Here is a 12,963-nt window from a genome sequence, read left to right as displayed (position 1 = left end):
CAGGACTTTGCTACTACCTAACGTAGTAGAGACCTGTCCGGTTTCCTATTCGCTCAAATCGGTCAAATCGGAACCGATTGCCCGTTCAACCAATTTTGCAAACTCATCAGCGACTTTGGTCCCTGGCAAAGTGAAGCCGTCAAGTGTATGAACGCGCGCAGCCAGGGTGACGCTCGAAACCATCCACACCCCGTCCGCCGCAATCAAATCTGCAGGTCGCAGCGTTTCGTAGCGACAATCGAAGCGCGCGCTACCCGCCACGTCGAACAGGGCACGCTGCGTCGTACCCATCAAGATGCCCTGAGCCGGCGGCGGTGTGATTAATGTCCTGTCCCGCAAGACCACCACCGTCGAGCGCGGGCCTTCCAGGACATTTCCCTCCGAACTGACAAAAATCACATCGTCCGCACCCAAATTGGCGGCGTAGCGCAATGCAGCCATGTTGGTTGCGTAGGACAAGGTCTTCGCCCCCAGCAGTTGCCACGGCGCCCGCGCCGACAAATCGACCGAGTATCCGCGCTCGAGAGTGATCACCGACAGACCCGACTCACGGACCTGCCGAACTCGATCAGCCACCGGGCCCACCATCACGAAGGCCGTCGGCTTGTCCCCGCTCTCACGCCCCCGAGTGAGAACCAGACGCAACGCGCCTTCCTTCTCGCTCCCCCACTCCTCGATTGCGATCTCGATCGCCAGACGCCAGTCGTCCAGAACCGGCGCCGGCAAGCCCAATGCCTCGGCACTGAGCGCCAGTCGGCTCAGGTGCGCCTCGACCACCCGTGCGCGCCCACCACGAACCAACAACGTCTCGAAGACCCCGTCGCCTCGCACGACGGCAAGGTCGTCGGCATGTAGAAAAGGTGCGTCAGCATCGAGCACCTCATGGTCGAGAGTTACCAATACGCGATCAGACATACCTCAACACTAACGACCGGAACCGCTATCTCTGCCCGCATTGAACCGCAAGGCCACCCACACTCCTAGACTGATGACGTGGTCGACAACGCTCTTGTGCCCAACAGTCCACTCATGACCTCCCCCGGTGCGGTGCCCGCCCCGGACGGATCGGTCGACGTCGGGGTCGCCTGGCATCACGGCGATCCACTCGGTGAACAAAGAACTGCGGGACGTGCCGCGGTGATCGTCGATCGCAGCCATCGATTTGTCATCGCCATTTCCGGCGAAGAACGCCTCACCTGGCTGCACACCATCTCCAGCCAGCACATCTCCGCCCTCCCCGACGGGAAGAGCGCAGAAAATCTCAGCCTCGACATCAACGGTCGCGTCGAACATCACTTCGTCCAGACAGACCTCGACGGCGTTACCTGGATCGACACCGAAGCCGATCGTGGCCCCGATTTCCTGTCCTTCCTGAAGAAGATGGTGTTCTGGTCCAAGGCCGAACCTCGCGACGGCAATGAATTGTCGGTACTGAGCCTCCTCGGCCCCGAATCGACATCAGTCCTGGAGAAGGCCGCGGCATCGGTTCCTGCGGATGTCTACGACGCCGTCGCCCTCCCCGGCGGAGGGTTCATCCGCCGCATGCCGTGGCCGACCGAGGACTCCTTCGATCTCCTCGTTCCACGCGAGCAGTTGACGACGTGGTGGAAAACGCTGACCGACGCCGGTGCCAAGCCGGCCGGAAGCTGGGCCTTCGAAGCCCTCCGCGTCGAAGCAGCACGCCCCCGCATCGGACTCGACACCGACGAGAAGACCATTCCGCACGAGGTCCGATGGATCGGCGGACCCGACGAACACGGTGCCGTGCACCTCGAGAAGGGTTGCTACCGCGGTCAGGAAACCGTCGCCCGCGTACACAACCTCGGCAAGCCTCCGCGGCACCTCGTCATCCTGCACCTCGACGGCAGCGCCGAGGCTCTGCCCGAACCCGGCGATCCCATCACCGCGGGTGGCCGCACAGTGGGCCGCGTCGGCACCGTCGTCAACCATCACGAACTCGGACCGATCGCGCTGGCCCTGATCAAACGCAACGTCCCCGCCGACACCGAACTGGTCGCCGGCCCCAGCGCAGCGTCCATCGATCCGGATTCGATCGTCGACGACAACGCTCCGCAGGCAGGTCGTGAAGCCGTCAACCGATTGCGCGGGAAATGACGGCCACCGTCGACGCCGTGTGCGTCGTGTTTGCCGAGCGTGACAGCGGCGTCAAACGCGTCACCCGAACCGCCATCGACAAACGTCCCGTCGACGGCCGCGTCCCGGTGGGTCGACTCGGCCTGGGCGGCGACCACGTATGCGATACCGAATTTCACGGCGGCCCGTATCAAGCTGTGTACGCCTACGCGAGTGCCGAAGCGAAACGCTGGTCCACGGAATTGGGCCGACCCCTCGACCCCGGCTGGTTCGGTGAGAACCTCCACATCAGCGGCCTGGACGTTTCCGACGCCGTCATCGGTGAGCGCTGGCAGATCAGTGGGCCCGACTCGTCGGATGTGCTGGAGCTCGAGGTCACCGGGCCGCGGGTGCCGTGCGGCACTTTCGGACTCTGGTCGGGCGAAAAGGGCTTCGTGAAACGGTTCACCGAGCAGTCCGACGTGGGTGCCTATCTGCGGGTGAACCGAACGGGCACCATCGCAGCCGGCGACACCGTCACCCGAGTCCACGTGCCCAGCCACCGAGCCACGGTCCGAGATGTCTTCACGGGAGCTCATCCGGACAGGCTGCGCAGCCTGCTCGGCGATCACCAAGATCTTGCGCCGAATGTGCATGAACGAATCGTCAAACACATCGAACGAGCGGAAACACAGGTGCATTCGTGAGCGTCGAACTGGTGGAAGTTGTCCGCTCCGGATTCCGTGAGTGCGTGCACCGTGGATCAGCCGTCATCCTCGACGGTAGCGGCGACGTCATTGCCGCTGTCGGCGAAGTACACACCCCCATTTACCCGCGATCGGCGAACAAACCGCTGCAGGCCGTCGCCGCCTTGCGCAACGGATTCGAGCCCATCAGTCCCGAAGAACTGGCCGTTGCGGCGTCGTCTCACGCCGGCGAAGCCGATCACATCGAACTCGTCGCGGCGCTCCTTGATCGCTACGAACTCACCGTCGATCAGTTGCAGTGCCCGTCGGATCTTCCGGGAAACGAACTCGCTCGCGCGGAAATGATCGCGGCCGGAGAGCTCCCCAGCCAGATCTACATGACGTGCTCGGGCAAGCACTCGGCGATGCTCGCCACGTGCGTCGTGAACGACTGGCCCCTCGAGACGTACATGGAGCCCACCCACCCCCTTCAGCTCGCGATCGCAGAAACGATCTTCGATCTCAGCGGCGAAGAGGAACAGGAACTCGGAATCGACGGGTGCGGTCTTCCGATCGTGCCGCTCTCGCTCACGAATCTGGCTCGGGCGTTCGGACGCCTGCCCTCCGCCGCACCGGACTCACCGGAGCGCGCGGTAGCCGACGCCGTTCGCGCCAACCCGTTTCTCGTCTCCGGAACCGGGCGCAACGATCAGCGATTGATGTCAGCAGTCCCCGGGCTCTTCAGCAAAACCGGATACGACGGGATCTACGCGGGAGCACTCCCCGACGGTTCTGCGTTTGCCCTCAAGATCGACGACGGCCACGAGCGTGCGCTCCTACCGTTGGCGACCGCTCTGCTCAAACGGATGGACACCGACTGGACCGAGGAGTTGGCCGCACTCGCGTCAGCTCCGGTGTTCGGCGGGGATGCCCGAGTAGGCACGATTCGAGCGATTTCAGGAAACTTCTGAGTAGTTTTCGGAAACTTTTGCGCAGTTCTAACAAAGTTCTGGGCACTTCTCTCAGCATCCTGGCAGCTCGCGGGCATAGTGAGAGCAAACAGACACGTCGACGGCCCCCTCGTGGAAGCGGAAGAACCTTTTCCAGGCTAGAGTGTGTGTCAGGAAACTTACACACTCAAACGGGGCCGCCAAATTCCCCAGGCCGCCCCGCGAAAGCGCGAGGGGGTCAGCCATGGGCCGCGGCCGGGCTAAGGCAAAGCAGACCAAGGTTGCACGCGAATTGAAGTACAGCGTACCGACCACGGATTTCGATAGCCTGCAACGAGAGCTCGCAGGTGGATCGACCAACTCGCATCGGAGCAGTGTCCGATCGGACCAGACTTCCGATAGGGAAGGGCATTCGCGAGAGGACGACTACGACGACTGGCGGCGTTGACCGCGCACTGCCAATTGCGCAGACTGTAAAATGAGGAAGAGCTGAGCGCTCTTCCTCATTTTTGCGTTCCTGTTCACGCGCGGTGGACCAGCTTTAGCTCACAGACAAAACTGCCCCGCCGGATCGAATCCGGCGGGGCAGCTTGTTATGTTCTGCGGCTTAGAAGCGCAGGACTTAGAAGCGCGGGTGATCTCCGGCCAGGAACGCGCGCTCTGCAGCGACGTCCGAAGCCTTCTTGATGCTTCCCAGCGTCCAGCAGTCGATGTGGCGTGCGGTGAGCACAGCCAGTGCACGATCGACGTCCTCCGGAGCCACGACGGCGACCATGCCGACGCCCATGTTGAAGGTCTGCTCCATCTCGGCGCGCTCGACACGTCCGCGCTGCGCGATCATCGCGAAGATAGGAGCCGGGCTCCAGGTGCCGCGATCGAGCTCTGCGACGAGGCCCTTGGGCATGACGCGCGCGAGGTTGTTCGCGAGTCCGCCACCGGTGACGTGGCAGAAGGTGCGCACGTCGGTCTCGGCTGCGAGCGCGAGGCAATCCTTGGCGTAGATCTTGGTGGGCTCGAGAAGTTCTTCACCCAGGGTGCGACTGAACTCGTCGACGTGAGCGTTCAGGTTCATGCGGTCGATCTCGAGGAGAACCTTGCGTGCCAGCGAATAACCGTTGGAGTGCAGTCCCGACGATCCCATCGCGATAACAACGTCACCGGGACGGACGCGGTCCGGTCCGAGCAGCTTCTCTGCTTCTACGACGCCAACGCCGGTGGCGGAGAGGTCGTAGTCACCGTCGGCCATGATGCCGGGATGCTCGGCAGTCTCGCCACCGAGGAGTGCGCAGCCGGCCTGGATGCAACCTTCAGCGATGCCGCCGACGATTTCGGCAACGCGCTCGGGGATAACACGTCCGACTGCGATGTAGTCCTGAAGGAACAGCGGCTCGGCACCACACACGACGAGGTCGTCGACAACCATGGCGACGAGGTCGAGTCCGACGGTGTCGTGCTTGTCCATCGCCTGCGCGACGGCCAGCTTGGTTCCGACGCCGTCGGTGGAGGCTGCGAGCAAGGGCTCCTTGTAGTCACCCTTGAGCGAGAACAATCCGGCGAATCCGCCGAGGCCGCCCATGACCTCGGGGCGGCTGGCCTTCTTGGCCATCGGGGCGAAGAGTTCCACCGCCCGGTCTCCGGCGGCGATATCGACTCCTGCTGCTGCATAGGAGGCGCCTGCTGTGCGGTGACTGTCCTCGGTCATCGGATTACTACTCCAGCCTTGTATTTCTCGCGAGCACGTTTTTTGTTCGTGCACAGGTATGTGTTGTGTAACCCTCGTGACGCACCAAGAGGCTCGACTCGAGTCCTCAGCGCACACAAATACCGACGATTACGCCCTTACGCTACCGGACTGAGGCCGCTGACGAGACCTCGCGGCCGATCGACCTCAGTTCTGGAGCTGCGCACCGATCGAGGAATGTAGTGCCCGCAGACTGTTCTGTCCGAGCGCGACAGTCTCCGATTGGATGTGTTTGAGGAGGTGCCCGTCGTTGACGACCTTCTCACTCGACTGGATCAGCACAGTCCCGGAACCGGTGAAATCGAACTGCTTCTCTTCACCGGTATTGGCACCGAACATGGTCCCTCGGACGGATCCCAGGAAGCTCTGCATCCAGTCCGCATCGAAGTGGTGGGACGGCGACGGGCAGTCGGCCCAACCGACTAGCGCTTGCGGATCAATACGCAGCGGGGGCTCCGCGAACATGACTGGCCCGTTGGACGACGCCAAGAACTTTCCGGTGCCCAACAGCGTCAAAAAGCCTGGCACGATGGATTGTTTGAGTTCGAGGCCGGTTTCGAACGCAAGGAGATTCGCCGCGCGGATCGTGAGATTTCCGTCGTCGAGGTCGTAGGAATTGATGTTGAATCCGCGGTCCCCGAGGATCAATTTTCCCTGCCCCTGCGCAAGCACCCAGTCGTCGGCGTAGAGCGGCGAGGAGAATCTGGCGGCCACGATCGCGGCCATACTGGTGCGTCCCAGCGGCTCGAAATTGATGTTCCCGTAGTACGCGATCATCGCGCCTTTTGACGTGAACCACGGCTGCCCCGCAAGTTCGACACAGAAGGCGTAATCGTTGCCCGGGACGTTGTCGTTGGCAGGCAGAGTCGCTGGATTGTGAATTTCGATACCCATTCGATTTCTCCCTCTCAGAACTTCTTCTCGGACGCCTGAACCCAGACCGTGCCTGTTCCGGTCATCTTCAACTGAATGGACTCCCCCGAGCCCTTGCCGACGGCTTCGCGCCAGCCGACGTTTGCCGAGATGTCGACGTTGATCTGCCCGATGTGGCAGACGTAAGCCTGAGGATCCACGACGACCTGAGGGTTGTTGGGGCCGACCTGCAACGGGATCGCGCCACCGTGCGAGAGCACCGCGACGCTTCCTTGACCGTGCAGTTGCGTCGTGAAGAGTCCTTGACCTGTCATCGCTCCTCGGACAACGCCGCGCACCCCACCTTGCGAACTCAGCGCGACGACGGAGCTTTGCAGGTAGGCGTCATGTGCAAGGAGGCGATCGGCTTCGACCGTGAGCATCGAGGAACCGTCGAGGTGGATGACGTCGACGTAGAGGCCGGCATGTCCGTAGAAGACCTCGCCCTGTCCCTCTGCGGCCATCATGTGTGCGCGTTCCCCGGACATCATCCGTCCGGCCATTCCCGCCATGCCACCCATGTTGGGCATCGCACCAGGGCCACCGCCCATGCTGTGCGGGATGAATCGGACGTCGCCGGTGTAGTAGAGCATCGATCCGGTTCGAGCCAGCACGTTCTGTCCCGGGCTGAGCGTCGACTTCACGACCTTGCTGTTCACTTGGTCCAAAGGCATGGGTCAGCGCTCCTCGGGCTGGATGTAGACGACGCCGGATCCGTCGAAGCGCAGTGAGAACGCTTCACCGCTGCCACCGCCGATCGCGGACCGCCACGTGACGTCGGTGACGAAGCTCTGATTCAGCTGGCCACGATGCGCGACAAAAGCGTCGGGATCGGCGACGAGCGGATACTGCGGGCTCACTTCGAGGGCGATAATCGGTCCGCCCTTCGACAGCAGCGCGACCATCCCACTGCCGCTGACTACCGTCGTGAACAGTCCCTGTCCCGAGCCTGCGCCGCGCAAGCCTGCAAATTTCACGTCGGTGCGCAGTTGGCCCGCCAGAGCGAGCAGTTGCGACGATTCGACGTGCAAGGCGTCGTTGCTGAGTTCGATGATCGTGATGTCCTGGGCATCGACGGCGAAGTACACGGTGCCCTGTCCACTGACTTCCATCAGAGACAGCGATTCACCGGCGGCCTTCTGCTTCAGCGCGGCTCGGAGCCCGCCACCTCCGCCCATGCCGGCATTCTTGAAGGTGACTGCACCCTCGTACGCCACCATTGATCCGCTGATCGCTTTGATGGTGTCCCCCATCAGGTCTGCGACCAGGACCCGATGCCCATCCATTCTCAATTGCGCCACGAGGGCACTATGCCAGATGTCTGCGACAGACGTTGTAGTGAGAAAGACAAAATCTGCCGCCCACACCCGGCGGACGGCAGATTGTCTTAAATCAGTAAATCAGGGACGGCTGAGTGCGCTCGCATTGTCGTTTTCACGAGTTGCGGTCGAGCCCGCTGCGCTCTCGAGCATTCCTTCGAGGACGTTCTTGCCGATCGCGGATTCGTGCGGAAGCTCGATGGGGTACGAGCCAGTGAAACACGCCGTGCACAGTCGCGTCTCAGGCTGCTCGGTGGCGGCGATCATGCCCTCGGTGGAGATATATCCGAGGGTGTCCGCGCCGATCGAACGACGAACGCCTTCGAGCATTTCCTCGAACGTGCTGGTCTGCCCGCCCGCTCCGTTTGCGATCAACTCTGCCGGCGAGGCGAAGTCGATGCCGTAGAAGCAGGGCCACTTGACCGGCGGCGACGCGATGCGGACGTGAATCTCGAGTGCACCGGCTTCCCGAAGCATCCGAATGAGAGCACGCTGCGTATTTCCGCGGACGATCGAATCATCCACCACCACAAGACGTTTCCCGCGAATAACTTCCTTCAGCGGGTTGAGCTTGAGCCGGATACCGAGCTGACGGATGGTCTGCGACGGCTGAATGAAGGTACGGCCGACGTAGGCGTTCTTCATCAAACCCTGGCCGTAAGGAATGCCGGATCCTTGGGCATAACCGACAGCAGCCGGGGTGCCTGACTCGGGAACGGGGATCACCAGGTCGCCCTCAGCGGGATGTTCCGTGGCGAGCAGACGGCCGATCTCGACGCGAGTCGAGTGAACGGAACGTCCACCGATAACGCTGTCGGGGCGAGCCAGGTAGACGTACTCGAATACACAACCCTTAGGCGTGGGATTGGAGAAGCGCGAGGAACGGACACCATCGGCATCGATGGCGAGCAGTTCACCGGGCTCGATGTCACGAACGAAGGACGCGCCGACGATGTCGAGAGCTGCGGTTTCGCTGGCGACGACCCAGCCGCGATCGAGGCGACCGAGGCAGAGCGGGCGGACACCGTGCGGATCACGCGCTGCGTACAGGGTGTTCTCGTCCATGAAGGTGAGGCAGAACGCGCCCTTCAACGTGGGGAGCAACTCCATCGCAGCCTGCTCGATGGTGCGGTCTGCGGCAGCGTGCGCCAGTAGTCCACCGATGAGGTCGGAGTCCGACGTCGCCGCGTTGGGACGCTTGTCGTTGACCAGGCCGGCTGCGCGGGTACGGCTCGCGAGCTCAGCTGTGTTGACGAGGTTGCCGTTGTGGCCGAGCGCAATGCCCGTGCCCGCAACCGTGGTGCGGAAAATCGGCTGCGCGTTTTCCCACGTCGTGGACCCGGTGGTGGAGTAACGGCAATGCCCGATGGCTACGTGTCCCGGCATTGCTGCCAGCGTCTGCTCATCGAATACCTGACTGACCAGGCCGAGATCCTTGAATACCAGCACCTGGGAGCCATCAGCTACCGCAATGCCGGCAGCTTCCTGACCACGGTGCTGCAGTGCATACAGACCATAATACGTGAGCTTCGCCACATCCTCTCCCGGCGCCCAAACGCCGAATACACCGCATTCTTCGCGGGGCTCGTTCTCGTCCTCATCGGACGGGCTCGTAGCGAGGAGATTTGGACTGTTGACCGAAAGATCGGCACGAGTCACGTGGCGCTCCCTTTGTGGGCAGGGGTTGGGGGGCATACACAGTCTACTGGCATTTTTTGTGATGCCTCGCCGCAGGGCAACCTTGCTTGAATCGAACTGATCAGTCTCCCCACGACCTCAGTGGGCGCCGCCCAGCTCGGCCTCCCGCAACCGACAACCCGTATTCGCCGAGAACGACGCAGCTTTGAACGACCCTATCCGGACGAGCCGACCGTCATCGCTGACAAGCTGCACATCATGACGCCCCGGTAGATCCACCCGCACCACCAGCCGATCAATCCCCGCCGACGACGCAAGCTCCCGTACCGCCGCCAACGACTGCGCACAACTCCTCCGGAATCGGCACATCCCAAAGCCTGCTCTGCGTATCCACCGACGAACCCGTTGCTTCCAAATGCGGCATACTGCATCCCCCCCTGACTGCGCTCCCGGTTCCAGCGCCAACGGGTCTGCGGAGCAATCTTCGCGACAGCCTCCCCCATCCGCACCAACAGATCCGTCATCTGCGCCTCCGTCTCCTCGAACGAGGGCAAATGGCGCTTCGACGATGCAACCAGCGCACTGACAACGGCAGACAACACTGCCAGGGGGTGCACAAAAGCTTGGCGTCAGCGATCAGTCGGCGCCTTCGACTCCTTCTCGACTTACCTCGATCAACAACGAGAATCGTTGCAGCGCAGCGTCGCCAACATTTTGGAAGCTCTGACCGCTTCAGCGAACACCTACGACAATGCTGATCGAACAACGGCATCGACGCTGCAAGCAAGCACTTCCCCGGCGAGAGTGAACCTCTGGTAGCCGGAACTCACAATCGCAGCAATGGCAGCCAATGCGCGATCTCGGGAGCCCGACTGCCGGAGGCGTCGACACGGCCATCAGCGGACGCGACGTTGAACTCGAGTAGTCCGGTTACCATCAGCAACCAAGTGCGAGTATCGGTTTCGACGACGTTGGGCGGGGTTCCTCGCGTGTGCCGAGGGCCTTCAATGCACTGCACCGCCACAAACGGCGGAACCCGCACCTCGACGCTCGATCCCGGCACAACCTGCTCGAGGGTGCGCGCGCTCATCTTCACCGCAGCTCCGAGTTCTGCTCGGGACGGCTTCGGCAGTTCAGGATCTTTCAGCCACGGGCCGACGGCAAGCAGTGCAGCCCTCAGTTCAGCAGGGTCGACTTTGCGGCGCGGTGTCATCGATTCACTCCTGAATGCCTGGCTGTTGCAATTCGAACGGCAAGTGCCCCACCGGCGTTGGTTGCCAGATGCAGCAGCGCCGGGGCAAGAACGCTGCCACCTCGGCGATGCAGCCACTCGAACAACAGTGCCGACGCCCCCGTGAATGCCACTGCTGCGGGGATGTTGTCGCCGGCGCTGCGGGCCGGAGCAATGTGCCACATTCCGAAGGTGAACGCATGGATCGCCTGTGCGGCCGGGAGACTGAGTTCGCGGTTCCACACTGCGGACATCGCGCTGCGGAACAACAGTTCTTCGGAGAGCACGGTGCCGAACGGGATGTGCAGAATGATCCATTCGAGGAAGTCCTCACGACCGTCGGCGCGCTCGTCGGCCGCCAGCGTTGCCCGCAACTGTGGAACTGCAAGCGCCACAGAGTAACCGGCGACAACTGCTCCACCGGCACTGGCACCGAACTGCGCACCGCCCCGAATGCCGGTGTGAGCCAGTCCCAACTCTTCGCGGGTGTAGCCGCGTGCAAGCAGTATTCCGATAGCCGACAACCCCACGGCAGTATTGACGGCCGCCCTCGCCCTGGGCGACAAACCGAACGCCGGCAGCACCACGTTGCTCCACGCGATTGCTGCGGCGGAGAGCACTAGCGGCTTCACTTCTCGGGCCCTTCCGACTTCACGGCGATCACCAACGCATCGCGTATGCGCTCGGTATCGGCGGCCGTCCATCCGTCGGGTTGAACGACACTGATCCAGCCGTCGAGTACGGAGGTTCCGTAGTTGTGACCATGACCGTCGGGAACTCCGGCAGCATTACCGAGATCGGCGGACACCTGCCAGAACGTGACGATCGGGAACCACTTCATCGACGGCGATCGGTCGAATCCCGGTATCTCCGTGAGCCATTGCGGCCTGTTGAACATCAGGTTCGGTGACCACCACACAACGGGGTCGGAGGGGTGTTGGATGAATAGCACGCGAGGATCCGGCCACGACATGCCGGCCGTCGGAATGTCCTCGGGGCGATCCGCGAACCGGACTCCAGCCAGGCCGTCGGCGTAGACGGGGGCAACTTCGGTACTACCAGGGTCGCGTCGCTCCACTATCGAGCGCCACAACGGTGTCGCGTTGGGCGGGCCGACCCACAGGATTCCATCGGCGGTTTCGCGTGCTGCTTGCAAAGTGTCGAACGCGCCGGCACCAGCCAGTACGCCGAGGCTTTCGCCGTAGACCATAAACTTGGGCCTGGTGACTTCCGGTTCCTGGAGCCATCTTTCGTGAACCCGCTCGATCAGCAGACGGCCGGCAGCTTGCGCTTTCTCCTGGTCCGCGAGAAACGAGATCCAACTAGGCAGATACGAATACTGGCTGGCGACAAGTGCGGTGTCACCGTTACCCACGAGCTCGATCGCCTGTGCCGCTGTGGGATTGACCCACCCGGTGCCCGTTGTCGGAATGACGACCAGAACCTTGCGCTGAAAAGCGCCGGTCCGCTCGAGTTCCTTGATCACCAGATCCATACGTTCGTTCGGATCCTCGGCGCTTTCCAGCCCCGCGTACACACGGATGGGATCCAGTGCCGGAACACCCGTGGCGGCTGTCAGTTCCGTGGCGTCGAGACCGCGCGAAACGAAATTGCGTCCCTCGAACCCCAATGTGTCCCAAGGAGCGACAGATTCAGGACTGCCGGATTTCATCGGGTCCTGCGGCTCAACGACCCCGTCGCGAGTGGTGGAGTTCTGCAGACTGAAGATCGAGTTGGTGGCGGCATAGATTCCGCGAACGAGGACGCCGTCGACAAGCATGAAGAACAGAACCGTCACGACCACGATGCCGACCCCGTTGGCCACCGAGCGGGACCAGCGGAACCGCTGCATGAGTACGCGGGCAATCAGTTTCACTAGATCGTGCAGCACTCGCCAGATCGAGATGAGCAGGCCACCGATGAGCAGGCTCAACCCGAGAGTTCGGATATAGCCGCTGGTGGTCGTAGATTCGGCACCGGTCAGTGCGGCTATCTCCCGCTGCCATCCGGCCGAGTACACGAGCATGATGATCGCAGCAACGATCGATGCGGCCGGAACAAACACCTTGATGGCAGTGGGGACAGGTTCAGGCAGCGGCCACCATCGTCGGCCGCGAAGCAGATACCGCTCCACGGCCCAGCCCACGGCAGTTCCGACGCCGTAACCGATTGCCGAGTTGATGCCACCGATCAAGCCTTGGAACAGCCAATCGCGTGGCAGGAGTGACGGAGTCAGCGACCAGCAGAAGAAGAACGCGGCAAAAGCGATGCCGGTGAAATCGAGCTTGAGTAGGCCCCACGCCCACTCGGTGAAGCGATTGTCGAACCTCTCCAGAGATGCCGGAACAGCCAGCCACAGGTGATATTCCTGCGGCTGGCTGTCAGCGGAAGTCAGTTCTCCGGAATCGACCAT

Annotated in this window: 15 protein-coding genes; 4 read left to right on the top strand and 11 right to left on the bottom strand. The window is 62.4% G+C overall.

Annotated features, from left to right (window positions below; translation table 11 throughout):
• Positions 1-45: 45 nt before the first annotated feature.
• The gene (locus MTX36_RS06110) at positions 46-915 is read right to left on the bottom strand and encodes an aminodeoxychorismate lyase (RefSeq protein WP_243618818.1); all 870 of its coding nucleotides are present in this window, start codon (positions 913-915) and stop codon (positions 46-48) included.
• Between the two features lie 114 nt (positions 916-1,029).
• On the opposite strand from MTX36_RS06110, the gene MTX36_RS06105 reads away from it, so the two are divergent.
• The 4 genes from MTX36_RS06105 (at position 1,030) to MTX36_RS06090 (ending at position 4,157) form a co-directional block, all read left to right on the top strand.
• Positions 1,030-2,115 carry a folate-binding protein YgfZ gene (locus MTX36_RS06105; RefSeq protein WP_243618975.1) on the top strand — a complete coding sequence of 362 codons (1,086 nt, stop codon included), beginning with the start codon at positions 1,030-1,032 and terminating at the stop codon, positions 2,113-2,115.
• Complete coding sequence (locus MTX36_RS06100; RefSeq protein ID WP_243618817.1) at positions 2,112-2,780, top strand: MOSC domain-containing protein; 669 nt, start codon at positions 2,112-2,114, stop codon at positions 2,778-2,780. The genes MTX36_RS06105 and MTX36_RS06100 overlap by 4 nt, the downstream gene beginning before the upstream one ends.
• Complete coding sequence (locus MTX36_RS06095; RefSeq protein WP_243618816.1) at positions 2,777-3,730, top strand: asparaginase; 954 nt, start codon at positions 2,777-2,779, stop codon at positions 3,728-3,730. The genes MTX36_RS06100 and MTX36_RS06095 overlap by 4 nt, the downstream gene beginning before the upstream one ends.
• A gap of 223 nt (positions 3,731-3,953) precedes the next feature.
• Positions 3,954-4,157: a DUF3073 domain-containing protein gene (locus MTX36_RS06090; protein WP_033233950.1), complete on the top strand. Its 204-nt coding sequence runs from the start codon at positions 3,954-3,956 to the stop codon at positions 4,155-4,157.
• Positions 4,158-4,331: 174 nt separating this feature from the next.
• Here MTX36_RS06090 and purM read toward each other — a convergent pair whose 3' ends face one another.
• From purM to MTX36_RS06045, 10 genes are all read right to left on the bottom strand, one after another.
• Positions 4,332-5,411 (bottom strand): phosphoribosylformylglycinamidine cyclo-ligase, encoded by a 1,080-nt coding sequence (gene purM / locus MTX36_RS06085; protein ID WP_243618815.1) that lies wholly within the window; start codon positions 5,409-5,411, stop codon positions 4,332-4,334.
• 186 nt (positions 5,412-5,597) lie between these two features.
• A complete protein-coding gene (locus MTX36_RS06080; protein ID WP_094271240.1) occupies positions 5,598-6,344 on the bottom strand; it encodes an AIM24 family protein in 747 nt (248 codons plus the stop codon).
• 14 nt (positions 6,345-6,358) lie between these two features.
• Positions 6,359-7,036, bottom strand: coding sequence for an AIM24 family protein (locus tag MTX36_RS06075; RefSeq protein WP_243618814.1), 678 nt, complete (start codon positions 7,034-7,036; stop codon positions 6,359-6,361).
• A gap of 3 nt (positions 7,037-7,039) precedes the next feature.
• Positions 7,040-7,648, bottom strand: a complete 609-nt coding sequence (locus MTX36_RS06070; RefSeq protein WP_094274775.1) for an AIM24 family protein — start codon at positions 7,646-7,648, stop codon at positions 7,040-7,042.
• A gap of 114 nt (positions 7,649-7,762) precedes the next feature.
• Positions 7,763-9,340 (bottom strand): amidophosphoribosyltransferase, encoded by a 1,578-nt coding sequence (gene purF / locus MTX36_RS06065; RefSeq protein WP_094271238.1) that lies wholly within the window; start codon positions 9,338-9,340, stop codon positions 7,763-7,765.
• A 117-nt stretch (positions 9,341-9,457) separates the two neighbouring features.
• The gene (locus MTX36_RS30510) at positions 9,458-9,604 is read right to left on the bottom strand and encodes an LppA family lipoprotein (RefSeq protein WP_374230439.1); all 147 of its coding nucleotides are present in this window, start codon (positions 9,602-9,604) and stop codon (positions 9,458-9,460) included.
• On the bottom strand, positions 9,535-9,921 hold the full coding sequence (locus MTX36_RS06060; protein ID WP_308198197.1) for an LppA family lipoprotein: 387 nt from the start codon (positions 9,919-9,921) through the stop codon (positions 9,535-9,537). Before MTX36_RS06060 ends, MTX36_RS30510 begins: the two co-directional genes overlap by 70 nt.
• Before the next feature lie 224 nt (positions 9,922-10,145).
• Positions 10,146-10,532 carry a sterol carrier family protein gene (locus MTX36_RS06055; RefSeq protein WP_243618812.1) on the bottom strand — a complete coding sequence of 129 codons (387 nt, stop codon included), beginning with the start codon at positions 10,530-10,532 and terminating at the stop codon, positions 10,146-10,148.
• Positions 10,529-11,182, bottom strand: a complete 654-nt coding sequence (locus MTX36_RS06050; protein ID WP_243618811.1) for a CPBP family intramembrane glutamic endopeptidase — start codon at positions 11,180-11,182, stop codon at positions 10,529-10,531. The genes MTX36_RS06055 and MTX36_RS06050 overlap by 4 nt, the downstream gene beginning before the upstream one ends.
• Positions 11,179-12,963: an alpha/beta-hydrolase family protein gene (locus MTX36_RS06045; RefSeq protein ID WP_243618810.1), complete on the bottom strand. Its 1,785-nt coding sequence runs from the start codon at positions 12,961-12,963 to the stop codon at positions 11,179-11,181. The genes MTX36_RS06050 and MTX36_RS06045 overlap by 4 nt, the downstream gene beginning before the upstream one ends.

The sequence above is a fragment of the Rhodococcus sp. ARC_M6 genome, from assembly GCF_022810305.1.
Taxonomy (GTDB): domain Bacteria; phylum Actinomycetota; class Actinomycetes; order Mycobacteriales; family Mycobacteriaceae; genus Rhodococcus_F.
The sequence above is the reverse complement of the archived record's forward strand: the minus strand, read 5'-3'. Positions and strand labels throughout refer to the sequence as shown.

Bases quoted from the DNA above. Each gene is read 5' to 3' on its own strand.
- purM (WP_243618815.1), bottom strand. From the start codon at position 5,411: ATGACCGAGGACAGTCACCGCACAGCAGGCGCCTCCTATGCAGCAGCA.
- MTX36_RS06105 (WP_243618975.1), top strand. From the start codon at position 1,030: ATGACCTCCCCCGGTGCGGTGCCCGCCCCGGACGGATCGGTCGACGTC.
- MTX36_RS06075 (WP_243618814.1), bottom strand. From the start codon at position 7,036: ATGCCTTTGGACCAAGTGAACAGCAAGGTCGTGAAGTCGACGCTCAGC.
- MTX36_RS06070 (WP_094274775.1), bottom strand. From the start codon at position 7,648: ATGGATGGGCATCGGGTCCTGGTCGCAGACCTGATGGGGGACACCATC.
- MTX36_RS06100 (WP_243618817.1), top strand. From the start codon at position 2,112: ATGACGGCCACCGTCGACGCCGTGTGCGTCGTGTTTGCCGAGCGTGAC.
- MTX36_RS06110 (WP_243618818.1), bottom strand. From the start codon at position 915: ATGTCTGATCGCGTATTGGTAACTCTCGACCATGAGGTGCTCGATGCT.
- MTX36_RS06055 (WP_243618812.1), bottom strand. From the start codon at position 10,532: ATGACACCGCGCCGCAAAGTCGACCCTGCTGAACTGAGGGCTGCACTG.
- MTX36_RS06090 (WP_033233950.1), top strand. From the start codon at position 3,954: ATGGGCCGCGGCCGGGCTAAGGCAAAGCAGACCAAGGTTGCACGCGAA.
- MTX36_RS06045 (WP_243618810.1), bottom strand. From the start codon at position 12,963: ATGGTCGATTCCGGAGAACTGACTTCCGCTGACAGCCAGCCGCAGGAA.
- MTX36_RS06080 (WP_094271240.1), bottom strand. From the start codon at position 6,344: ATGGGTATCGAAATTCACAATCCAGCGACTCTGCCTGCCAACGACAAC.